The organism is Oricola nitratireducens (assembly GCF_014904745.1).
GTDB lineage: Bacteria > Pseudomonadota > Alphaproteobacteria > Rhizobiales > Rhizobiaceae > Oricola > Oricola nitratireducens.
In genome coordinates this window covers 1-21440 of the sequence record NZ_JACZCS010000045.1, presented here as the reverse complement: position 1 = coordinate 21440, position 21440 = coordinate 1, and the positions used below count along the sequence as shown (strand labels likewise).

At 64.9% G+C, this 21440-nt stretch carries 21 protein-coding genes; 20 read left to right on the top strand and 1 reads right to left on the bottom strand.

The annotated features are described in order from the left end of the window. From IG169_RS19675 to trmB, 13 genes are all read left to right on the top strand, one after another. On the top strand, nt 1-518 hold a 518-nt coding region (locus IG169_RS19675; RefSeq protein ID WP_193177969.1), incomplete at its 5' end, for a 2-dehydro-3-deoxy-6-phosphogalactonate aldolase. Nucleotides 519-522: 4 nt separating this feature from the next. Further along, a complete protein-coding gene (locus IG169_RS19670) occupies nt 523-1398 on the top strand; it encodes an SMP-30/gluconolactonase/LRE family protein (RefSeq protein ID WP_193177968.1) in 876 nt (291 codons plus the stop codon). Nucleotides 1399-1457: 59 nt separating this feature from the next. Next, entirely contained in the window at nt 1458-2141 is a 684-nt protein-coding gene (gene tsaB / locus IG169_RS19665; protein WP_193177967.1) for a tRNA (adenosine(37)-N6)-threonylcarbamoyltransferase complex dimerization subunit type 1 TsaB, read from the top strand. Continuing rightward, a complete protein-coding gene (gene rimI / locus IG169_RS19660; RefSeq protein WP_193177966.1) occupies nt 2138-2632 on the top strand; it encodes a ribosomal protein S18-alanine N-acetyltransferase in 495 nt (164 codons plus the stop codon). Before tsaB ends, rimI begins: the two co-directional genes overlap by 4 nt. A gap of 101 nt (nt 2633-2733) precedes the next feature. After that, on the top strand, nt 2734-3555 hold the full coding sequence (olsA, locus tag IG169_RS19655) for a lyso-ornithine lipid O-acyltransferase (RefSeq protein WP_193177965.1): 822 nt from the start codon (nt 2734-2736) through the stop codon (nt 3553-3555). A 9-nt stretch (nt 3556-3564) separates the two neighbouring features. Next, complete coding sequence (gene miaB, locus IG169_RS19650; protein ID WP_193177964.1) at nt 3565-4956, top strand: tRNA (N6-isopentenyl adenosine(37)-C2)-methylthiotransferase MiaB; 1392 nt, start codon at nt 3565-3567, stop codon at nt 4954-4956. 21 nt (nt 4957-4977) lie between these two features. Then, nucleotides 4978-6000 carry a PhoH family protein gene (locus IG169_RS19645; protein ID WP_246717469.1) on the top strand — a complete coding sequence of 341 codons (1023 nt, stop codon included), beginning with the start codon at nt 4978-4980 and terminating at the stop codon, nt 5998-6000. Next, nucleotides 5996-6484, top strand: coding sequence for an rRNA maturation RNase YbeY (gene ybeY / locus IG169_RS19640; protein ID WP_193177971.1), 489 nt, complete (start codon nt 5996-5998; stop codon nt 6482-6484). The genes IG169_RS19645 and ybeY overlap by 5 nt, the downstream gene beginning before the upstream one ends. A gap of 15 nt (nt 6485-6499) precedes the next feature. Next, nucleotides 6500-7636, top strand: a complete 1137-nt coding sequence (locus IG169_RS19635) for a hemolysin family protein (RefSeq protein WP_193177963.1) — start codon at nt 6500-6502, stop codon at nt 7634-7636. Nucleotides 7637-7702: 66 nt separating this feature from the next. Then, nucleotides 7703-9307 carry an apolipoprotein N-acyltransferase gene (gene lnt / locus IG169_RS19630; RefSeq protein ID WP_193177962.1) on the top strand — a complete coding sequence of 535 codons (1605 nt, stop codon included), beginning with the start codon at nt 7703-7705 and terminating at the stop codon, nt 9305-9307. A gap of 132 nt (nt 9308-9439) precedes the next feature. Then, on the top strand, nt 9440-9859 hold the full coding sequence (locus tag IG169_RS19625; RefSeq protein ID WP_193177961.1) for a helix-turn-helix domain-containing protein: 420 nt from the start codon (nt 9440-9442) through the stop codon (nt 9857-9859). A 164-nt stretch (nt 9860-10023) separates the two neighbouring features. Next, nucleotides 10024-11295: a methionine adenosyltransferase gene (gene metK / locus IG169_RS19620; RefSeq protein ID WP_193177960.1), complete on the top strand. Its 1272-nt coding sequence runs from the start codon at nt 10024-10026 to the stop codon at nt 11293-11295. Continuing rightward, nucleotides 11292-11993: a tRNA (guanine(46)-N(7))-methyltransferase TrmB gene (gene trmB, locus IG169_RS19615; RefSeq protein WP_193177959.1), complete on the top strand. Its 702-nt coding sequence runs from the start codon at nt 11292-11294 to the stop codon at nt 11991-11993. Before metK ends, trmB begins: the two co-directional genes overlap by 4 nt. A 3-nt stretch (nt 11994-11996) precedes the next feature. On the opposite strand, the gene IG169_RS19610 is transcribed toward trmB, so the two are convergent. Beyond that, a complete protein-coding gene (locus IG169_RS19610) occupies nt 11997-12818 on the bottom strand; it encodes a polysaccharide deacetylase family protein (protein ID WP_193177958.1) in 822 nt (273 codons plus the stop codon). 228 nt (nt 12819-13046) lie between these two features. Here IG169_RS19610 and rimP point away from each other — a divergent pair, with 228 nt between their 5' ends. The 7 genes from rimP to IG169_RS19575 form a co-directional block, all read left to right on the top strand. Beyond that, nucleotides 13047-13676, top strand: coding sequence for a ribosome maturation factor RimP (rimP, locus tag IG169_RS19605; RefSeq protein WP_246717467.1), 630 nt, complete (start codon nt 13047-13049; stop codon nt 13674-13676). A 20-nt stretch (nt 13677-13696) separates the two neighbouring features. Then, complete coding sequence (gene nusA, locus IG169_RS19600; RefSeq protein WP_193177957.1) at nt 13697-15337, top strand: transcription termination factor NusA; 1641 nt, start codon at nt 13697-13699, stop codon at nt 15335-15337. Between the two features lie 35 nt (nt 15338-15372). Then, on the top strand, nt 15373-16044 hold the full coding sequence (locus IG169_RS19595; protein ID WP_246717466.1) for an RNA-binding protein: 672 nt from the start codon (nt 15373-15375) through the stop codon (nt 16042-16044). Beyond that, nucleotides 16041-18620 carry a translation initiation factor IF-2 gene (infB, locus tag IG169_RS19590; protein ID WP_193177955.1) on the top strand — a complete coding sequence of 860 codons (2580 nt, stop codon included), beginning with the start codon at nt 16041-16043 and terminating at the stop codon, nt 18618-18620. Before IG169_RS19595 ends, infB begins: the two co-directional genes overlap by 4 nt. Nucleotides 18621-18678: 58 nt before the next feature. Beyond that, nucleotides 18679-19086, top strand: a complete 408-nt coding sequence (gene rbfA, locus IG169_RS19585) for a 30S ribosome-binding factor RbfA (protein ID WP_193177954.1) — start codon at nt 18679-18681, stop codon at nt 19084-19086. Next, the gene (truB, locus tag IG169_RS19580; RefSeq protein ID WP_193177953.1) at nt 19086-20066 is read left to right on the top strand and encodes a tRNA pseudouridine(55) synthase TruB; all 981 of its coding nucleotides are present in this window, start codon (nt 19086-19088) and stop codon (nt 20064-20066) included. Before rbfA ends, truB begins: the two co-directional genes overlap by 1 nt. A gap of 115 nt (nt 20067-20181) precedes the next feature. Further along, on the top strand, nt 20182-21440 hold a 1259-nt coding region (locus tag IG169_RS19575; protein WP_193177952.1), incomplete at its 3' end, for an aldehyde dehydrogenase family protein.

The window sequence follows — 21440 nt, the reverse complement described above, 5'->3', positions numbered from 1 at the left end:
CGCTGAATTCGCCCGATCCCTTCCGCTCCATCGAGATCGTCGCCAACGCGTTCGGCGACCGTATCCTTGTCGGCGCCGGAACGGTGCTGACACCCGCCGATGTCGACCGGCTCAACGATTCCGGCGGCCGCCTTCTGGTTTCGCCGAATATCGACGCGGCGGTGATGGCGCGCGCCGGCGAGCATGAAATGGTCACCATGCCTGGCGTGTTTTCGCCGACCGAGGCGCTGGCCGCCGTCGCCGCGGGCGCCTCCGGGCTAAAATTCTTTCCGGCAAGCGTCCTCGGCCCCGCCGGCATCAAGGCGATCTCGGCGGTTCTGCCTCCCGGTCTGGTCATCGGCGCCGTCGGCGGCGTTTCCGATCTCGATTTCGAGGCCTATGGACGTCAGGGCATTCGCGTGTTCGGGCTCGGCTCGTCGATCTTCCGGCCCGGCATGGACCCGGCCGAAATCGCGCTCCGCGCCAAAAAGACGGTCGCCACATGGGACGCCGTCTTCACCGGAACCTTGGAGGTCTGAGCCGATGGCCGACGTATCGGTCCTTTCCGAAATCGCATGCAAGCTGGGCGAGGGGCCGGTCTACGACCCTGCCCGCGAGACGCTGTTCTGGTTCGATGTCCTCGGTTGCAGGCGCCATGCGCTGCACATGCCGAGCGGCAAGGCGAGCGCGCTCGACCTGCCGGAAATGGCGAGCGCCATGGCGGTGATCGACGCCGGGCGGGACCTGATCCTGACCGAAACCGGGCTGCATGTGCTCGACAACGCCACCGGCAGGCTGACGCTGCATGTCGCCGTCGAGGCCGACAATCCCGCGACCCGATCCAATGACGGCCGCGTGCACCCGTCCGGCGCCTTCTGGTTCGGCACCATGGGCAAGAAGGCCGAGGACGGCGCCGGCGCATGGTACCGCTATTTCCGCGGCACGGTCGAAAAACTCTGGGACAATGTCGCCATTCCCAACGCCACCTGTTTTTCGTCCGACGGCGCGACGGCCTATTTCACCGATACGCGCGTCAACAAGCTGATGAAGGTCGCCTGCGATCCGAAAACCGGCGCGCCGGCCGGAGAACCGAAGGTGTTTTTCGATCCGTTGGGCCGCAAGGGCGGTCTCGACGGCGCCGTCACCGATGCCGATGGCAATCTCTGGAACGCACGCTATTCTGCCGGTGCGCTCGATTGCTACGCACCGGACGGAAAGCAAATGCTGACCATAAACATCCCGGCTCGCCAGACGACCTGTCCGGCCTTTGTCGGCGACGGATTGATCGCCGTCACCTCCGCCTGGCAGGACATGACTGACGCGGAACGTGCCGACGATCCTCATGCCGGCAAGACCTTTCTGGTCAGGACGGTGGTGAAGCCGAAATACGATCCGCCGGTGGCTTTCGCCGAAGGTTGAGCGCAACCGGCCCCATTGGCGAGCTTGCGGTTGGGTCTCCGGTTGAATAACCAGTTTCGATGCTCACGCTCGCCATCGACACCGCCGCCAACTTTTGCTCCGCCTGCCTGTGGGACGAGGCGGCGGACCGCGTGCTGGCGGCCGAGGAGCGCGATATCGGCCGCGGCCATGCCGAACAGCTGATGGATGTCATCGCCGCGGTCATCGGAAAGGCGGGCCGCGATTACGCAGATTTGTCCCGCATCGCCGTCGCCATCGGCCCAGGCTCCTTCACCGGCATTCGCGTCGGGGTTGCCGCCGCGCGCGGCCTCGGCCTTGCGCTCGGTATTCCCGTCGCCGGCGTGACGACGCTGGAGGCGATTGCTGCCGATGCCCGAGCCGAAACCGGCGGCGACGTCACTGTCGCCGTCAATGGCGGGCGCGGCCAGATTTTCGTCCAGTCCTTCGATGCGGCGGGAATTCAGTTCGACGAACCGGCGGCGGTCGAGGCGGCTGACGCCGCCTCCGTTGTTCCGGCCTCGGTCGATTTTCTCGCCGGCAACGCCGCGGACGCCGTCGCTGCGGCGCTCGCGCGTCCGGTTGAAACGGGAATCGACCGCGCGACCGGCTCTGTCGCGACCGTTGCCCGGCTTTCGGCGGTATCGCCGCATGCCCCGGTGCCGCTGTACCTGCGCGGCGCCGACGCCAAGCCGCAGACCGGGTTCGCCTTGCCGCGCGCCGGCGCCAGGGAGTCCGCGCGATGAAGTGGCCGCTCGGCTGGCTGTTGCCGCTCGATGTCGTCGTCGATCCGCTCGACGCCTCGCACGCGCACTGCATGGCGGAACTGCATGCCGGCACGTTCTCGCGGCCATGGACCGATGGCGAGTTCCACGATCTTCTGTCCAAGCCGGCGGTGTTCGGCTATGTCGCGCGTGAATTGCGCTGGGGCAAGGCGCGCATCCTCGGCTTCGTGCTCGCGCGCGCCGCGGCGGGCGAGGCCGAAATCCTGACGATTGCCGTTGCGCCCGACTGGCAGGGTCACGGGCTCGGCCGCAAGCTGATGCATGCGGTGCTGTCGAAGGCGCATGGCGACCGCGTCGAATCGATCTTTCTCGAGGTCGACGAGACCAACACGCCCGCCATTTCGCTCTATCGTAGGCTCGGTTTCTTCGAGGTCGGCGGCCGGCCCGACTACTACCGTGACAACGCGGGCCGCCTGTCCGCGGCGCTTGTCATGCGTCGCGATCTCCGTTAACCGCTCGTCGCAGTATCGTCGGGGTAGGACGTGAGCGCGGGATACGACAAATCGCTGCAAGATTTCTGCGCCGTGCCGGCCGGCGGGAAGGATCGGAGCGCGTGAACCGGCGGGTCCGTCTGGCGATTTTCGTAGGCTTCCTCGTGCCGTTGACGGCCGTGCTGGCGCCGTTCCAGGTCATCGCCATCCGCCGCGGACGGCCATTGCGCCGCCGGCTGCCGCAGTTCTGGCACCGCATCGCCGCGCGCATCATCGGCCTGCGGCTGCGCGTCCACGGCGAGCCGGCCTGCCATGACGATGTCGGCGTGCTGATCGCCGCCAATCACGTCTCCTGGCTCGATATCGTTGCGCTCGGCGCGGCGGCGCCCGTCTCCTTCATCGCCAAGGACGAGGTCGCCGGCTGGCCCGGCGTATCGATTCTGGCGAAACTGCAGGAAACCGTCTTCGTCGAGCGCCACCGGCGCGGCAAGACCGGCGAACAGGCCGCCCGAATCCGAAAAAGGCTTTCGCGCGGCGACGCCATCGTCCTGTTTCCCGAAGGCACCACCGCGGACGGCAATTTTCTCCTGCCCTTCAAATCCTCGCTCTTCGGCGCGGTCGGGGTCACCGCCGGAGCCTCGGACAAGCCGGTCCATGTGCAGCCCGTCGCCATCGTCTACACCCATCTCCACGGCATGCCGATGGGGCGCTACGACCGCCCGGTGGCGGCATGGCCCGGCGACATCGAACTCGGGCCGCATCTGTGGCGGGTCCTTGCCGAGGGTGCGGTCGATGTGACGATCATTTTCGGAAAATCCTTTCCGGCCTCCGACATGCCGGACCGCAAGGCGCTCGCCGCGGCCTGCGAGGACGCGATCCGCGAGATGTCCTCGGTTGCGCTTCGCGGCCGCACCGCGCTTCTCACCGGCGACGAAAAGCGCTAAGGAACCGGCATGAACGACATTGCAGAAATCCTGGAACGGGAGGCCGCGCCGGCCCCTGCGAATGCCCGCAAGGTTTACGTCAAGACCTACGGTTGCCAGATGAACGTCTATGACAGCCAGCGCATGACCGATGCGCTGGGCGCCGACGGCTATGTCGAGACGGCGACGATCGACGATGCCGACATGGTCCTGATCAACACCTGCCATATCCGCGAAAAGGCGGCCGAAAAAGTCTATTCGCAGCTCGGCCGCCTGCGCAAGCTGCGCGACAAGCGGCGCGCCGAGGGCCGGGACGTGCTTGTCGGCGTTGCCGGTTGCGTCGCCCAGGCGGAGGGCGAGGAGATCCTGCGCCGCGCGCCGGTGGTCGATTTCGTCATCGGGCCGCAGACCTATCATCGCCTGCCGCAGGTTGCCGCCGAAGCCCGCCGTGGCGTGAAGCTCGTCGAGACCGATTATGCGATCGAGGACAAGTTCGAGCAGTTGCCGGCCCACGACGCCCGCCAGATCCGGGCGCGCGGCGTCACCGCCTTTCTCACCGTGCAGGAGGGCTGCGACAAGTTCTGCACCTTCTGTGTCGTGCCCTATACGCGCGGCGCCGAGGTCTCCCGCCCGGTCGGCCAGATCGTGGCGGAGGCCCGCCAGCTGGTCGATGCCGGCGTCCGCGAGGTCACGCTCCTCGGCCAGAACGTCAACGCCTGGCACGGTGAAGGCCCGGACGGGCGCGAATGGGGCCTCGGCCAGCTGCTGCACGAATTGGCGAAGATCGAGGGTCTGGCGCGCCTGCGCTACACGACCAGCCACCCGCGCGACATGGACGACGCGCTGATCGAGGCGCATCGCGATCTTGAATGCCTGATGCCCTATCTCCATCTTCCGGTGCAGGCAGGCTCGGACCGCTTGTTGAAGGCGATGAACCGCAAGCACACGGCCGACGAATACCGCCGGCTGGTTGACCGCATCCGTGCCGCGCGCCCGGATATCGCGCTCTCCGGCGATTTCATCGTCGGCTTTCCCGGCGAGACGGAGGCTGATTTCGAGGACACGATGCGGCTGATCCGCGATATCGGATATGCACAGGCCTTTTCGTTCAAATATTCGCCGCGCCCGGGCACGCCGGGCGCCGATCTGGCCGATCAGGTGCCCGATGCGTTAAAGTCGGAACGCCTGCAGCGCCTTCAGGCGCTGCTCGCCGGACAGCAGGCCGCATTCATGCAGGGGCTGGAGGGAAAGACGATTTCGGTGCTTCTGGAAAAGCCGGGACGCGAGTTCGGCCAGATCGCCGGCCGTTCTCCTTGGCTGCAGCCTGTAGTTTGTAGTGAAACTGTCGGAAAAATCGGCGACATTGTGAATGTGCGAATCAGCAGGGCATCCGCGAACAGCCTTCTGGCGGATGGCGCATAACAGGGAAGTGGAACTTCAGGCTTGAACGCAAAAGCCAACGTGAATCCCGTATCCACCGGTGCCTCGGATCTGGCACACATCGTCCTGAGCTTCGACAACAACGATCACGCCCGCGCGCTCTACGGCCAGTTCGACCAGAACCTGGCCCTGATCGAGCAGCGTCTTGGCGTCGACGTCCGTTCGAAGGGAAACCAGGTGACCATCCGCGGCGAACCCGTCGCCACGGAACAGGCGCGCCGCGCGCTCGACTATCTCTATGACCGGGTCGCCGCCGGCGGCGAGGAGCCCGTGACGTCCGACGTCGAAGGGGCGCTCCGCATGGCGGTCGCGGCCGACGACCAGCTTTCGCTGCCGACCATCGCTGCGCCAGCGAAACTCGCCGCCGCGCAGATATCGACGCGCAAGAAGACGGTATTCGCGCGAACGCCCAACCAGGACGCCTATATTCGCGCGCTCGATCGTGCCGAACTCGTCTTCGGCGTCGGCCCCGCCGGCACCGGCAAGACCTTTCTCGCCGTCGCCCACGCGGCGATGCTGCTGGAACGCGGCGCCGTCGAGCGGATCATCCTGTCGCGCCCCGCCGTCGAGGCCGGAGAACGGCTTGGCTTCCTGCCCGGCGACCTGAAGGAGAAGGTAGATCCTTATCTGCGCCCGCTCTACGACGCGCTCTACGACATGATCCCGGCCGACAAGGTCGAGCGCGCGCTAGCCGCAGGAGTCATAGAGATCGCCCCACTCGCCTTCATGCGCGGCCGTACGCTGGTCAATGCCGCCGTCATCCTCGACGAGGCGCAGAACACCACGGCCATGCAGATGAAGATGTTCCTGACCCGTCTCGGCGAGAATTCTGTGATGATGGTCACCGGCGATCCTTCGCAGGTCGACCTGCCCCTCGGCGCCAAGTCCGGGCTGGTCGAGGCGTTGCACGTGCTGAGCGACGTGCCGGGCATCGTGACCGTTCGGTTCGGCGAGAAGGACGTCGTGCGCCATCCGCTCGTCGGGCGGATCGTCGCCGCCTACGACGCGAATCCGAACCAGGATTAGGACCTTGGGCATCGCCATCGACGTCAATGTCGAGGCCGGCGACTGGGCCGGCGAGGACGCATTGCAGGCGATTGCCCGGCAGAGCGTCGATGCGGCGACGGCCCGCCTCGGCCTGCGCGAGGCGCAAAGCGAGCTCTCCGTCGTCTTCACCGACGACGCGTCGATGCAGCGCCTCAACGCCGAGTGGCGCGGCAAGGACAAGCCGACCAATGTGCTGTCCTTTCCCGCTTTCGCGCTCGAGCCCGGCGATCCGCCCGGCCCGATGCTTGGCGACATTGTCATCGCTTACGAGACGGTCGCGCGCGAAGCGGCGCTTGAAGACAAGGCTTTCGATGACCATCTGCGTCATCTCGTCGTTCACGGTTTCTTGCATCTTTTGGGTTACGACCACGAAAATGACATGGACGCCGACGAGATGGAGACTGCGGAACGCGCAATTCTTGCTGACATGGGCGTTTCCGATCCCTATTCTGCCCATGATTGAAACACTCGACGACTTATGACCAGAGATGACATCGAAGCCGCCCGGCCTGAAAGCGCCGGCGACGGCGACACCGTTCCCCGAAGTCCCGGCGCTGACCCCGGCAAGACACGCGGCCACCCGGGATTCCTTCAGCGCCTTGTATTCCTGTTTCGGCCGCAATCGGCTCCGACCATTCGCGAGAATCTTCAGGACGCGCTTGCCGGTCACGGCGAGTGGGACCAGACGATCACGCCCGGCGAACGCGCGATGCTGCACAACATCCTGCGGCTGCGCGAGGTCCGCGTCGAGGACGTGATGATCCCGCGCGCCGAAGTCGATGCCGTCGACCAGAAGACGACGCTCGGCGAACTGCTCAAGCTGTTCGAGGAATCCGGCCACAGCCGCATGCCGGTCTATGACGAGACGCTCGACGATCCGCGCGGCATGGTCCATATCCGCGATGTCGTCGCCGCGATCACCAAGCTTGCCGCCGAGAAGAAACGCCGCCGCCGCAACGGCACGGCCACCGTCGGCCACAACAGCGCAGCCGATTTCGATCTTTCCAAGGTACAGCTCGACAGGACCATCGAGGAGCTGAAGCTCGCTCGCGAGGTGCTCTTCGTGCCGCCGTCGATGCTCGCCGCCGACCTGATGGCGCGCATGCAGGCGCAGCGCATCCAGATGGCGCTCGTCATCGACGAATATGGCGGCACTGACGGCCTCGTCTCGCTGGAGGACATCGTCGAGATGGTCGTCGGCGACATCGAGGACGAGCACGACGAGGACGAGGCGCTGTTCACCGAGCAAGAGAACGGCACCATTATCGCCGATGCCCGCGTCGAGCTTGAAGAGCTCGCCAAGCCGCTCGGCGAAGAGTTTCTGGAAGCCGCCCGCAGCGAGGACGATGATGTCGATACGATCGGCGGCCTGATCTTCTCGCTTCTCGGCCGAATTCCGGTGCGCGGCGAGGTGATCGCGTCTTTCGCCGGTTATGAATTCGAGGTTCTCGAGGCCGATCCGCGCCGCATCAAGCGGGTGCGGATTGTGCGCGCCAAACGGCGTCCGGCGCGCCGTGACCAACCGGAGCGCGATGCCGCCGTGCCGGAGGCGAAGCCGGAGCCTGCCGGAAATCTTGCCGAACAGCCGCTAAAAACAGCGGAAAACGCCGAGTGACATCGCCTCCGCGGGTGATGGCTGATAAACCTCCGATACGATTTTGATTCGGTTCCGGGCGGGCGGATGGAGCGTTTTGCCAATCGCATATTGCTGATGACCGGATGGCGGCGATCGCTCCTTGCGGTGCTTGCCGGCGCGCTGACCGTGCTTGGCCAGGCCCCGTTCGGAATCTTCGCCGTCTGTTTCGTCACCTTCCCGCTTCTCGTCTGGCTGCTCGACGGCGCCATCGCCAAGCCCTCGCGCTCATGGATCGCCACGGCATGGCCCGCCTTTGCGACGGGATGGTTGTTCGGTTTCGGTTATTTCGTCGCCGGGCTCTGGTGGATCGGCAACGCGCTTTTCGCCGAGGCCGGCGATTATGTCTGGCTCTGGCCCTTCGCCGTGCTGGCGATCCCGGCCTTCCTTGCAATCTTCTATGGGCTGGCCGCCGTTCTGGCGCGCATGATGTGGTCGGACGGCATTGGCCGGATCGCCGCTTTGGCCTTTGGTTTCGGCGTAGCCGAATGGTTGCGCAGCTTCGCCTTCACCGGCTTTCCGTGGAACGCGATCGGCTATGCCGCGATGCCCGTTCCCATGCTGATGCAGTCGGCCTCCGCCGTCGGTATCGTCGGCATGAACGCGCTCGCCGTCTTCGTCTTTTCGTTGCCGGCTGTGTTCGCGCAGGGCCGTTGGCGGGCCGGTTTTTCCGCGGGGCTTCTCGTCGCATTGCTTGGCGCCCATGCGGGTTACGGCTACTGGCGTCTTGCCGGGGCCGCGGCGCCCGACCCCGGCGCGCCGCTCGTCCGTATTGTCCAGCCGGACATCGAGCAGTCGGAAAAATGGGATACAGAACGCCGCAACGAGATCTTCGACACGCTGCTCGCGCTGACCGCAGAGCCGAACGCCACCGGCGAAAAACCCGCCATCGTCGTCTGGCCGGAAACCTCCATTCCCTTCATCCTGACGGAATCGCCCGATGCGGTCGCGGCGATCGCCGAGGCGCTGGACAGCGACCAGACGCTGCTCGCCGGCGCGGTGCGCGCCGCCGAGACGGGCGACGGCGATGGCGGGTCCACTTATTACAATTCGATCCTGGCGCTGAACGCCGACGGTGTCATCATCGACGCCGCCGACAAGGAGCATCTGGTGCCGTTCGGCGAATATCTCCCCTTCAAGGCGATTGCCGAGCGCCTCGGCCTCAAGAAGATCGCCGACGCCGATCGCGGCTACTCCGCCGCCGAGACCCGCCGCACCCTGTCGTTGCCAAATGGCGTCGTCGTTCTGCCCTCGATCTGCTACGAGGCGATCTTTCCCTACGAGATGCAGGCAGATGGCGATCCGGCGACGATGATCGTCAACGTCACCAACGACGCCTGGTACGGCGACACGCCCGGGCCTTACCAGCATGTCCATCAGGCGCGTCTGCGCGCCGTCGAAAACGGGCTGCCGCTGGTGCGTGCCGCCAACAACGGAATTTCCGGCATATTCGATGCCTATGGACGCCAGCTCGATGCGCTCGGCTACGGTGTCAGGGGCGCCGTCGAGGCCCGTCCCGGCGCACCGTTGCCCGAGACGATCTACCGCCGTTACGGCCGGCGGATCTTCCTGTCGATTCTGTTCGTTTTGGCAATTCTTGCGGCCGGTGGACGCGTCGCCGGACGCGCGTCACATCGCCGCCGCAACCCCTGAAATGACACGCTTTGAATAACACGAAGTCCACTGCTATGATGTTTCCGTTACGTCGGCTGCATCGCCATGCCGGCTCCAACTGGTCCTTGGAAAGAACAACGATAACGAGCCACGTGGTGGCAAGGACAGGAAATGGCCAATAATAAGAAACAACCCAATCCGATTGACATTCATGTCGGTAGCCGGATCCGGCTCCGTCGGACCATGCTCGGCATGAGCCAGGAAAAACTGGGCGAGGCGCTCGGCATCACCTTCCAGCAGGTCCAGAAATACGAGAAAGGCACCAACCGCGTCGGCGCCAGCCGGCTGCAGAATATCGCCGCCATCCTCGGCGTGCCGGTATCCTTCTTTTTCGAGGATGCGCCGGGCGACAATGGCGAGGTCTCCGCGACCGGCATGAGCGAAAATTCCTCGTCCTACGTCGTCAACTTCCTGTCCAGTTCGGAGGGACTCCAGCTCAACCGGGCATTCGTCAAGATATCGGATTCCAAGATCCGCCGGCGCATTATCGATCTCGTCAAGGCGCTGGCGGCCGAGGCGGACGACAGCTGACGCCCGTTCCTACCCCTTTTGGCGATTCGGGATATGCACTTATCCTTATATCTTTAAGCGAAATCCGGATTTTGCTTGACCGGAAATGCCCTCTTGCCTAACGAGGGCGGAATTTCCGCCGCCGATCTGGCGGCGGACAGTGTCTTTTTATTGGGGATCTATCCATGGCGCGTCAGGACTATCTCTTCACCAGCGAATCGGTCTCCGAGGGGCACCCCGACAAGGTGTGCGACCGGATCTCGGACGAGATCGTCGATCTGATCTATCGCGAGGCACGCAAGCACGGCGAGGACGAGAAGTGGCGCGTGCGCGTTGCCTGCGAGACGCTGGCCACCACCAACCGCGTCGTCATCGCGGGTGAAGTGCGCGTTCCCGAAACGATGCTCAAGAAGGACAAGGCCGGCAATTTCGTCACCGACGCGACCGGCCATCCGATGGTCAATCCGTCGAAGTTCCGCTCCGCTGCCCGCCGCGCCATCCGGGCCATCGGCTATGAGCAGGACGGCTTCCACTGGAAGACCTGCCGGGTCGACGTGCTGCTGCACGGCCAGTCTGCGGACATCGCGCAGGGCGTCGATAACGCCGCCGACAAGCAGGGCGAAGAAGGTGCCGGCGACCAGGGCATCATGTTCGGCTATGCCTGCAACGAGACGCCGGAACTGATGCCGGCGCCGATCTATTACGCCCACAAGATTCTCGAACTGCTCGCTGCCGCACGCCATGCCGGCGAGGGCGAGGCCGCCAAGCTCGGCCCCGACGCCAAGAGCCAGGTGACGGTCCACTACAAGGACGGCAAGCCGGCCGAGGTGACGCAGATCGTGCTGTCGACGCAGCATATCGACGGCAGCTGGGACTCCGGGAAGGTCCGCTCCGTCGTCGAGCCCTATATTCTTGAGGCCCTCGGCGATATGCCCGTCTCCGAGAACTGCAACTGGTACATCAATCCGACCGGCAAGTTCGTGATCGGCGGCCCCGACGGCGACGCCGGCCTCACCGGACGCAAGATCATCGTCGACACCTATGGCGGCGCGGCACCGCACGGCGGTGGCGCGTTCTCCGGCAAGGACACGACCAAGGTCGACCGTTCCGCCGCCTATGCCGCGCGCTACCTCGCCAAGAACGTGGTCGCAGCCAAGATTGCCGAGCGCTGCACCATCCAGCTCTCCTATGCGATCGGTGTGGCGCAGCCGCTTTCGGTCTATGTCGACACCCACGGCACCGGCAAGGTCGACGACGCGGCGATCGAAACCGCGCTGCGCGAGGTGATGGACCTGTCGCCGACCGGTATCCGCAAACATCTCGACCTGAACAAGCCAATCTACGCCAAGACCGCCGCCTACGGTCATTTCGGCCGCAAGTCGGGCCGCGACGGTTCGTTCTCCTGGGAGAAGACCGATCTGGCCAAGCCGCTGAAGGCCGCTCTCGGCCTGAAATGACCGGCGAAATCCGGCGCTCGCGCTCGACCGAAGCGTTCTTCGGTCGTCGGCGCGGCAAGACCCTGAAGCCGCGCCAGGCCGAACAGCTTGGCCGGCTTCTTCCCGTTTGGAAGATCGATCTGGCGAAGGCCCCTCCGGCGGATCTCGCGGCGCTGTTCGACCATGATCCGGACCGGATTCTTCTGGAAATCGGTTTCGGCGGCGGCGAGCATTTGCTGCACCGCGCGAAACTTCGGCCCGATGCCGGGTTCATCGGCGTTGAGCCCTTCGTCAATTCCATGGCGAAATTCGTCTCGGCCGCTGGCGACGAGGACGTTTCCAACATCCGCCTCCACGACGATGACGCCACGCAATTGCTCGACTGGTTGCCGGATGCCTGCCTTGACGGGATCGACCTGCTTTATCCCGATCCCTGGCCGAAGCCACGCCATTGGAAGCGCCGTTTCGTGAACGAGGCCAATCTTGACCGTTTCGCCCGGGTGATGAAGCCCGGCGCACTGTTCCGCTTCGCCTCCGACATCGACACTTATGTCAACTGGACGCTCCAGCACATCCACGCCCATCCGGCCTTTGAATGGCCGGCGCGTAACGCCTCCGACTGGCGCGCCCCCTACGAGAACTGGCCCGGCACGCGCTATGAGGCGAAGGCGCTACGCGAAGGCCGCACGCCGGCCTATCTGACCTTTGTCCGCAAATAGCCGTCAGTTCGCGAAGACGAGCCGCATGCTTGGCCGGTCCGCCGGCACGATGTGGACGACGGAATAGCCTTCCCGCTTCAGCATCGCGAGGAACCCCGGCAGCATCGCCGCCGTACGGGTCTGCAGGTCATGGAACAGGATGATACCGCCTCCCTGGCGGTGCAGGGTCGACATGGTTCGCGCCGCGACCTGCGTCGGGCCGGTCTTGAAATAGTCCTTCGAGTCGATGTCGACATCGAGCACGACGACCCCGCGCGCCGCCATGTAGGTGCGCAGCCGGCTCGTGTCGGCGAGATAAGGGAAGCGGAAGAACTTCACCGGCCCCGCACCGGCGGCGCGAATGGCCTCTTCGCCGCGCTTGATCTCGGCGACCGCCTGGTCGAAGCTCATCTTCGCGAGATTCGGATGGCCCCAGGAATGGCTGCCGATCGAATGGCCGCGCGCGGCCACCTTGCGCACCGTTTCGGGATGACGATGCGCCATCTCGCCGACCATCAGGAACGTCGCCTTGACGCCGAACTCGTCGAGCGTGTCGAGAATACTGTCCGTTCGTCCCGGAACCGGCCCGTCGTCAAAGGTCAGGACCACCTCGCGCGGCTTCAGCCTGATATCGTAGACCGAGGAAACCGGGATCGTGCGTCCGGCCAGCCGGCCCTTTGTCGGCAGCACGTCTTCCATGCCGCGCCGGTCCGGCCGTAGGAAGGCAAGCGAGAGCTCGGGCCCTTTGATCTCCGGCGCATTGTGGAATTTTCGGGGGGTAACATCGTTTGCGCAACCGGCGACAAGTCCAAGGCAGCACAGAACCGGCAGAATACGCGCAAACATGACAACTCACACACACTTGAAACCGTGCTCTTTTTATCCCGATTATGGTTAATGAAGACTTTGCGGCCGCGGCAGGCGGTTAATGCGGCGCCAGCGGGCGTCCGGCGTCGCGCCCCTTGCGTCCCGGGCCCGCGAGGCGTATATGGAAGTCAAATTCTTGGTCATCCGAACAAGAGTGGGCCCGCAAGGACCCGCTCTTTTTGTTTTAGCGGTAAGGATCGCAGGCCCTTGAGCGACGCATATCTGGCGCCGATAGAAAACGACGAACAACGCATCGTCCGGGAAACCGGCGTCGATGCGCGCGTCGCCGCGATCATTGAGCCGGTTCTCAACTCGGCCGGCTTCAAGCTGGTTCGCGTGCGCTTGTCGGGCATGAACGGCCTGACGCTGCAGGTCATGGCCGAGCGCGCCGACGGCACCATGACGGTCGAGGACTGCGAGGCCGTCAGCCGCATGATTTCGCCGCTTCTCGATGTGGAGGACCCGATCGACCGGGCCTATCATCTGGAAGTGTCGTCGCCGGGCATCGACCGGCCGCTGGTGCGCCTGTCCGACTTCGCCAAGTGGCGCGGTCACGTGGCCAAGATCGAGACTTCGGTGATTGTCGAGGGGCGCAAGCGCTTCCGCGGCACGATCACTGGTCTGACCCAAAATGCCGTCACGGTGGAAGCCGACAAGGCGAAACACGGTGAGCCGATGGTCGCGGAAATTCCGCTCGACACGATTGCCGATGCCAGGCTGATCCTGACCGACGATTTGATCCGCGCCGCGCTCAAGGCCGACAAGGCTGCCCGACAGGCGCGCGGACTGGAAACTGAAGACGAAGACGTCGCATCCGACGGTGATGCGGACGCTTGAACGCCATAGAGGAGACGACAATGGCTGTCAGTGCTAACAGGCTGGAACTTCTGCAGATCGCCGATGCGGTCGCGCGCGAGAAGCTGATCGACAAGGACATCGTCATCAGCGCCATGGCCGATGCCATCCAGAAGGCCGCAAAATCGCGTTACGGCCAGGAAACCAATATCCGCGCCGACATCAACACAAAGACCGGCGAGATCAAGCTGCAGCGCCTGCTGGAGGTCTCGGAGACGGTCGAGGATCCGGCCACCCAGATTTCGATCGAGCAGGCCCGTGACCGCAATCCGGAAGCCCAGCCCGGCGACTTCATCGCCGAGCAGCTGCCGCCGCTCGATTTCGGCCGCATCGCCGCCCAGTCGGCCAAGCAGGTTATCGTGCAGAAGGTCCGCGAAGCCGAGCGCGACAACCAGTACGAGGAATTCAAGGACCGCGTCGGCGAGATCGTCAACGGCACGGTCAAGCGCGTCGAATACGGCAACGTCATCGTGGATCTCGGCCGTGCCGAGGCGATCATCCGCCGCGACGAACTGATCCCGCGTGAAACCTACCGCTACGGTGACCGTGTGCGCGCCTATGTCTACGACGTGCGCCGCGAACAGCGCGGGCCGCAGATATTCCTGTCGCGCACCCATCCGCAGTTCATGGCGAAACTGTTCCAGATGGAAGTGCCGGAAATCTACGACGGCATCATCGAGATCAAGTCGGTCGCCCGCGATCCGGGCTCCCGCGCCAAGATCGCTGTCGTGTCGCGCGATTCGTCCATCGACCCGGTCGGCGCCTGCGTCGGCATGCGTGGCAGCCGCGTCCAGGCGGTTGTCGCCGAACTCCAGGGCGAGAAGATCGACATCATTCCCTGGCAGCCCGATGCGGCCTCGTTCATCGTCAACGCGCTGCAGCCGGCCGAAGTCGCCAAGGTCGTGCTCGATGAGGATGCCGAGCGCATCGAGGTCGTCGTGCCGGACGAGCAGCTGTCGCTCGCCATTGGCCGCCGCGGCCAGAACGTGCGCCTCGCCTCGCAGCTGACCGGCTGGGACATCGACATCCTGACCGAGGAAGAGGAATCGGCGCGCCGCCAGAAGGAATTCGTCGAACGCTCCAACCTCTTCATGGAGGCGCTCGACGTCGACGAGATGGTCGGCCAGGTTCTGGCCTCCGAAGGCTTCACCTCGATCGAGGAAGTTGCCTATGTCGATCCGGAGGAGGTTTCCTCCATCGAGGGCTTTGACGAAGATACCGCCGCCGAGATCCAGACCCGTGCGCGCGAGCATCTCGACCGCATCGAGGCCGAGAACGACGCCAAGCGCAAGGAATTGGGCGTGGTCGACGAGATCCGCGAAGTTCCCGGCATCACCACCGCGATGATGGTCGCGCTCGGTGAGGAAGGCATCAAGACGATGGATGACTTCGCCGGTTGCGCGGCTGACGATCTCGTCGGCTGGCGCGAACGCAAGGACGGCGAAACGACGATCTATGACGGTGTCCTGACGCCCTTCGGCATCACCCGCGCCGAGGCCGAGGACATGGTCGTCGCCGCCCGTCTCGCCGTTGGCTGGATCACCGAAGAGGATCTGCGGGCGGACGCCGAGGAAGAGGCCGAGACCGAAGATGCTGCGGAAGAACAGGCGCCGAGCGAAGCCGGCGTCGTCTTCGGCGCCTGAGGCTGGAACCATGGGCGCGCGGATCGGAACACGGCATGTATGCAGGCAAGAAGGACGACATGAACGACCGCACCTGCATCGTGACCGGGGAAGCCGGTTCCGCGGACGACATGATCCGCTTCGTGGCGGGGCCTGACGGGAACGTCGTCCCTGACCTGAAGCGCAACCTGCCGGGTCGTGGCTGCTGGGTCACGGCCAGGCGCGAGCTGATCGACAAGGCGGTCGCGAAGAAGCTTTTTCGCCGCGGCTTGAAGGAGGAAGTGACCGCCGATCTTGAACTCGGCGCCCTCGTCGATCATCTGATAGCCAAGCGGGCGCTCGGCCAGTTGGGCCTTGCCCGCAAGGCTGGCGCCGTGGTGACGGGCGCCACCCAGGTCGACAAGGCCGTTCGAAGCGGCGCGGCGCTCGCCGTGCTGCACGATCCGGGCGCTGCTCCTGACGGGGTGCGCAAGATAGACCAGGCCCGTGCCTTCGTTCACCATATGGACGGGCCGGATATCCCCGCGTTCAAATCCTTCGCCGAGGGCGAATTGGATTTGGCATTAGGCGCGGGAAATGTGATACATGCTGCGATAATTGACGGGCAGCCGGGACAGGCCGCACTGCGGAGCCTTGTTTTTCTCGACCGTTTCCGGCATTTCGGCGCAGAAAATACGAAATCAGGCGGCGCGAACGCGAAGACCGCGAAGGGTAAGACTACGGAATGAGTGATACAACTTCGGACGACAAGAAAACCGGCGCGGACGGCAAACGTACGCTGACGCTGAAGCGCTCCGGCGGTGACAAGAGCACCGTCCGGCAGAATTTCAGCCATGGCCGGTCGAAATCGGTGGTCGTCGAAACGCGCAAGCGCAAGTTCACGCGTCCCGACGAAAAGCCGGCTGCGGGATCCCTCTCCGCCGGGCTGAAGCCGCGCGCGGCAGCGCCGGCCCCCGCCGCCGAGACGCCGAAACCGGCCGCACCGGCTCCGGCGCCCGCCGCCGACGATCGCAGCGGCGTGGTCCTGAACCAGCTTTCCGAAAGCGAGATGGAAGCACGCAAGCGCGCCCTCGAAGAGGCGAAGGTTCGCGAGGTCGAGGATCGCAAACGCGCCGCCGAGGAAGCCAAGCGCCGCGCCGAGGAAGATGAGCGCCGCGCCCAGGAGCGCGCCGAATCCGAGCGCCGTCAGCGCGAGGAAGAGGAACGCCTTGCCGCCGAGAAAGTCGCGCGCGAACACGCCGAGGTCGAGGCCGCGAAACGTGCGCCCGAGCCCGAGGAAGAAAAACCGGCCGCCGCCAAGCCGGCTGCTCGCCGCGCCGGTGGCGAGGACGAAGAGGGCCGTGGTGGTCCGCGCCGTCCCGGCCGCGCCGCCGAAGCACCGCCGAAGCCGGCGCCGCGCCGCGAGGACGAACGCCGCCGTGGCAAGCTGACGCTCTCGAATGTCGGCGCCGACGGCGAGGGCCGTTCGCGTTCGCTTTCCGCGATGCGCCGCCGCCAGGAGAAATTCAAGCGCTCCATGGCGAGCAACGAGCCGCGCGAGAAGATTTCGCGCGAGGTCGTGCTGCCCGAGACGATCACCATCCAGGAACTCGCCCAGCGCATGGCCGAACGCGCCGTCGACGTGGTCAAGTTCCTGATGAAGGAAGGCCAGATGATGAAGCCCGGCGATCTGATCGACGCCGATCTGGCTGAACTCATCGCTCAGGAATTCGGCCACACCGTGCGCCGTGTCACCGAGGCCGATGTCGAGGAAGGCATCTTCGACGTCGAGGACAACCCCGAGGACATGAAGCCGCGTCCGCCGGTCGTCACCATCATGGGTCACGTCGACCACGGCAAGACGTCGCTGCTCGACGCCATCCGCCAGGCGAATGTCGTCTCCGGCGAAGCCGGCGGCATCACCCAGCATATCGGCGCCTACCAGGTCGAGAAGGACGGTCAGAAGATCACCTTCCTCGATACGCCGGGCCACGCCGCCTTCACGGCGATGCGCGCGCGCGGCGCCCAGGCGACCGACATCGCGATCCTCGTGGTTGCGGCCGACGACAGCGTCATGCCGCAGACGATCGAGTCCATCAATCACATCAAGGCCGCCGGCGTGCCGCTGATCGTGGCGATCAACAAGATCGACAAGCCGGATGCCGACCCGCAGAAGGTCCGCACCGAACTGCTCCAGCACGAGGTCTTCGTGGAATCCATGGGCGGTGAAGTGCAGGACGTCGAGGTCTCGGCGCTCAAGGGCACCAATCTCGACGGGCTTCTTGAGGCGATCCTGCTGCAGTCCGAGGTTATGGAACTCAAGGCCGACCCGGACCGCACCGCCGAAGGCGTGGTCATCGAGGCCAAGCTCGACAAGGGCCGCGGCTCCGTCGCCACGGTCCTGGTCCAGACCGGTACGCTTCGGATCGGCGACATCGTCGTCGCCGGCGACGAGTGGGGCCGTGTCCGCGCGATCATCAACGATCATGGCGAGCAGTTGAAGGAAGCCGAACCGTCGCTGCCTGTCGAGATCCTCGGTCTCAACGGCACGCCGCAGGCCGGTGACCGTGTCGCCGTCGTCGACAGCGAGGCGCGTGCCCGCGAGATTTCCGAATATCGCCAGCGCGTCTCCCGCGAGAAGGCCGTCGCACGTCAGGCCGGTTCGCGTGGTTCGCTCGAGCAGATGATGGCGCAGGCCCGCGACAGCGAGCTGGCGGAATTCCCGCTCGTCATCAAGGCCGACGTGCAGGGCTCCGTCGAGGCGATTATCGGCGCGCTCGACAAGCTCGGCACCGACGAGGTTCAGGCCCGCATCGTCCATTCGGGCGCCGGCGGGATTACCGAGACCGACGTCTCGCTGGCCGAATCCACCGGCGCTGCGATCATGGCGTTCAACGTGCGTGCCAACAAGCAGGCACGTGACGCCGCGGAAGCAAACGGCGTCGAGATCCGCTATTACAACATCATCTACAACTTGTTGGATGATGTGAAGGCGGCCATGTCGGGCCTGCTGTCGCCGGAACGCCGCGAAACCTTCCTCGGCAATGCCGAGATCCTGGAGGTGTTCAACATCACCAAGGTCGGCAAGGTCGCAGGCTGCAAGGTCACCGAAGGCAAGGTCGAGCGTGGTGCCGGCGTGCGCCTGGTGCGCGACAACGTCGTCATCCACGAAGGCAAGCTCAAGACGCTCAAGCGCTTCAAGGACGAAGTCTCGGAAGTCCCGGTCGGCCAGGAATGCGGCATGGCCTTCGAGAATTATGACGACATTCGCGCCGGTGATGTGATCGAGTGCTTCCGCGTCGAGGAAATCGCCCGGTCGCTGTAAACTGTATGACGCAATTTATGGAGGCGGGGCCGTGCAAACGGTCCCGTCTGTTTTATTCATGGCAAAATCAGGTACATCCAGAGGCCTTTCCCAGCGCCAGTTGCGCGTTGGCGAACAGGTGCGTCATGCGTTGACCGAGGTCTTGCAGCGCGGCGAGGTTCGCGACCCGGTCCTCGAAAGCTGTGTCCTGTCGGTCAATGAGGTACGCATGTCGCCTGATCTGAAGATCGCCACCGTCTTTGTCACCGCACTCGGCCGCGCCGACATGGACCCTGTCATCAAGGCGCTGGCCGCCAACGCGAAGTTCATCCGTGGACGGACCTCCCATGCACTGAGCCAGATGAAGTTCATGCCGCAGTTCCGCTTCCGCGCCGATACGTCCTTCGACAATTTCTCCAAGATCGACGAATTGTTGCGGTCGCCCGAAGTCGCCCGCGATCTCGAGCACGACGACGGGGACGAGTAATGGCCCGGCAGCGCAAGAAGAAGGGCCGGCCGATCTCCGGTTGGCTGGTGCTCGACAAGCCGCTCGGCATGGGCTCCACCGATGCAGTCTCCAAGATCAAGTGGCTGTTCAAAGCCGAAAAGGCCGGCCATGCCGGCACGCTCGATCCGCTCGCGTCCGGCATCCTGCCGATCGCGCTCGGTGAGGCGACCAAGACCGTGCCTTATGTGATGGAGGGCGAGAAGGTCTATCGCTTCACCGTCCAGTGGGGCGCCGAGACCGCGACCGACGACGCCGAAGGCGATGTCCTGAACGAATCCGTTGAACGCCCGTCGCGCGACGCCGTCGAGGCGATCCTTCCCAACTACACCGGAGCGATCCAGCAGAAGCCGCCCGCCTATTCCGCGATCAAGATCGGCGGCGAACGCGCCTATGATCTCGCCCGCGAGGGCGAGGCGGTCGACATTCCCGCCCGCGAGGTCGAGATCGAGAGCCTGACCATCCTGTCGCATGACGACGGCCGCACTGCATTCCAGGTCGAATGCGGTAAGGGCACCTATGTCCGCTCGCTCGCCCGCGACATGGGCCGCGAGCTTGGCTGCTATGGCCATGTCGTCGAACTGCGCCGCACCGTCGTCGATCCTTTCGACGAGGAGGACGCCGTCGCGCTGGAAGAGTTGCAGAAGGCGGCAGCCGATGCCGAGGCCGCGGTCGGCGGCGAAGAGGACGATCCCGAGGCCGTGGAAGCACGCCTTGCGGCCCGCTTTGCCGCGCTCGATCCGTTCCTGCTCGACACCGGCGAGGCCATGCATGGCTATCCGCAGATCACCGTCGCCGGCGACCAGGCGAACCGTATCCGTCTCGGCAATCCCGTCATCCTGCGCGGCCGCGATGCACCGTTGCCGACCGAGGACGCCTGCGCCTTCGAGCATGGCAAGCTGATCGCCATCGGCGAGATCGCGCAGGGCGAGTTCCGCCCCCGCCGCGTCTTCAAGCCCTGATCTTCCGTCCGTCGCCGTCGCGCCTGTGCGACCGGTTGCAGCGGTATGGCGATAGCCGGTTTTCAATTGGTTCGCGGTGGTGTAGCCAAGCGGAAAAACGGGAAAGGAAATCGCCATGATCGAAAAGCGTGAGTTCTATATCGACGGTGCCTGGGTGGCGCCGGAACAGTCCAATGATTGCGACGTCATCGATCCGGCGACGGAGGAAGTCTGCGCTGTGATTTCGCTCGGCACCAAGGCTGACGTCGACAAGGCCGTCGCGGCCGCGCGCGCTGCGTTTCCGGGCTGGGCGGCGACGCCGCTTGAGGTCCGCATTGCGCTGCTCGAAAAACTCGACGCCGTCATGAAGCGTCGCATGAACGAACTCGGCGAGGCGATCTCGCTCGAGATGGGCGCCCCGATCGACTTCGCCATCAACGATCAGGCGGCCACCGGCCCCTGGCACATGGCCGGCTTCCTGCAGGCGGCCAAAAATTTCGAATGGGAAGAGCCCTTCGCCGAAGGTCAGGTGATCGTGCGCGAGCCGATCGGCGTCTGCGGCCTGATCACGCCGTGGAACTGGCCAGTCAACCAGATCACGCTGAAGGTCATCCCGGCGCTGCTGACGGGCTGCACCTGCGTGCTGAAGCCGTCCGAGATCGCGCCGCTCTCCGCCATCCTCTTTGCCGAATTCGTCGACGAGGCGGGCTTCCCGAAGGGCGTCTTCAACCTCGTCAATGGCGACGGCGCGGGCGTCGGCGAGGCCATGTCGCACCATCCCGGCATCGACATGATGTCGTTCACAGGCTCGACGCGCGCCGGCGCGCTCGTCTCCAAGGGCGCGGCCGACACCGTCAAGCGGGTCACGCTGGAGCTCGGCGGCAAGTCGCCGAACATCATCTTCGCCGATGCCGATCTTTCCAAGGTGGTGCGCCGCGGCGTCAATCACTGCATGGAGAACACCGGCCAGTCCTGCAACGCGCCGACCCGCATGCTGGTCGAGCGCACCGTCTATGACGATGTCGTCGGTCTCGCCAAGGATGCCGCCGAAGCCGTTAAGGTCGGTGATCCGCGCGAAAGCGGTCGGCATATCGGCCCTCTCGTCTCGCAGGCCCAGTTCAACAAGGTCCAGGGCCTCATCGAGACCGCCATCGCCGAAGGCGCGCGCCTCGTCACCGGCGGCATGGGCCGCCCGGACGGCATGAACCGCGGCTATTTCGTCCGCCCGACCGTCTTCGCCGACGTCAACAACCAGATGACGATCGCGCGCGAGGAGGTCTTCGGCCCGGTTCTGGTGATGATCCCCTTCGAGGACGAGGACGAAGCCGTTGAAATTGCCAATGACACGCCTTACGGCCTCGCCGCCTATCTCTCGACGGGTGATGCCGAAAAGGG

What these genes read in the sequence shown, in the direction of transcription:
- truB (WP_193177953.1), top strand. Translation starts at nt 19,086, where the DNA reads ATGGCCCGGCAGCGCAAGAAGAAGGGCCGGCCGATCTCCGGTTGGCTG.
- infB (WP_193177955.1), top strand. Translation starts at nt 16,041, where the DNA reads ATGAGTGATACAACTTCGGACGACAAGAAAACCGGCGCGGACGGCAAA.
- IG169_RS19625 (WP_193177961.1), top strand. Translation starts at nt 9,440, where the DNA reads ATGGCCAATAATAAGAAACAACCCAATCCGATTGACATTCATGTCGGT.
- IG169_RS19670 (WP_193177968.1), top strand. Translation starts at nt 523, where the DNA reads ATGGCCGACGTATCGGTCCTTTCCGAAATCGCATGCAAGCTGGGCGAG.
- miaB (WP_193177964.1), top strand. Translation starts at nt 3,565, where the DNA reads ATGAACGACATTGCAGAAATCCTGGAACGGGAGGCCGCGCCGGCCCCT.
- IG169_RS19610 (WP_193177958.1), bottom strand. Translation starts at nt 12,818, where the DNA reads ATGTTTGCGCGTATTCTGCCGGTTCTGTGCTGCCTTGGACTTGTCGCC.
- rbfA (WP_193177954.1), top strand. Translation starts at nt 18,679, where the DNA reads ATGGCAAAATCAGGTACATCCAGAGGCCTTTCCCAGCGCCAGTTGCGC.
- IG169_RS19635 (WP_193177963.1), top strand. Translation starts at nt 6,500, where the DNA reads ATGACCAGAGATGACATCGAAGCCGCCCGGCCTGAAAGCGCCGGCGAC.
- IG169_RS19595 (WP_246717466.1), top strand. Translation starts at nt 15,373, where the DNA reads ATGTATGCAGGCAAGAAGGACGACATGAACGACCGCACCTGCATCGTG.
- trmB (WP_193177959.1), top strand. Translation starts at nt 11,292, where the DNA reads ATGACCGGCGAAATCCGGCGCTCGCGCTCGACCGAAGCGTTCTTCGGT.
- metK (WP_193177960.1), top strand. Translation starts at nt 10,024, where the DNA reads ATGGCGCGTCAGGACTATCTCTTCACCAGCGAATCGGTCTCCGAGGGG.
- tsaB (WP_193177967.1), top strand. Translation starts at nt 1,458, where the DNA reads ATGCTCACGCTCGCCATCGACACCGCCGCCAACTTTTGCTCCGCCTGC.
- lnt (WP_193177962.1), top strand. Translation starts at nt 7,703, where the DNA reads ATGGAGCGTTTTGCCAATCGCATATTGCTGATGACCGGATGGCGGCGA.
- nusA (WP_193177957.1), top strand. Translation starts at nt 13,697, where the DNA reads ATGGCTGTCAGTGCTAACAGGCTGGAACTTCTGCAGATCGCCGATGCG.
- rimI (WP_193177966.1), top strand. Translation starts at nt 2,138, where the DNA reads ATGAAGTGGCCGCTCGGCTGGCTGTTGCCGCTCGATGTCGTCGTCGAT.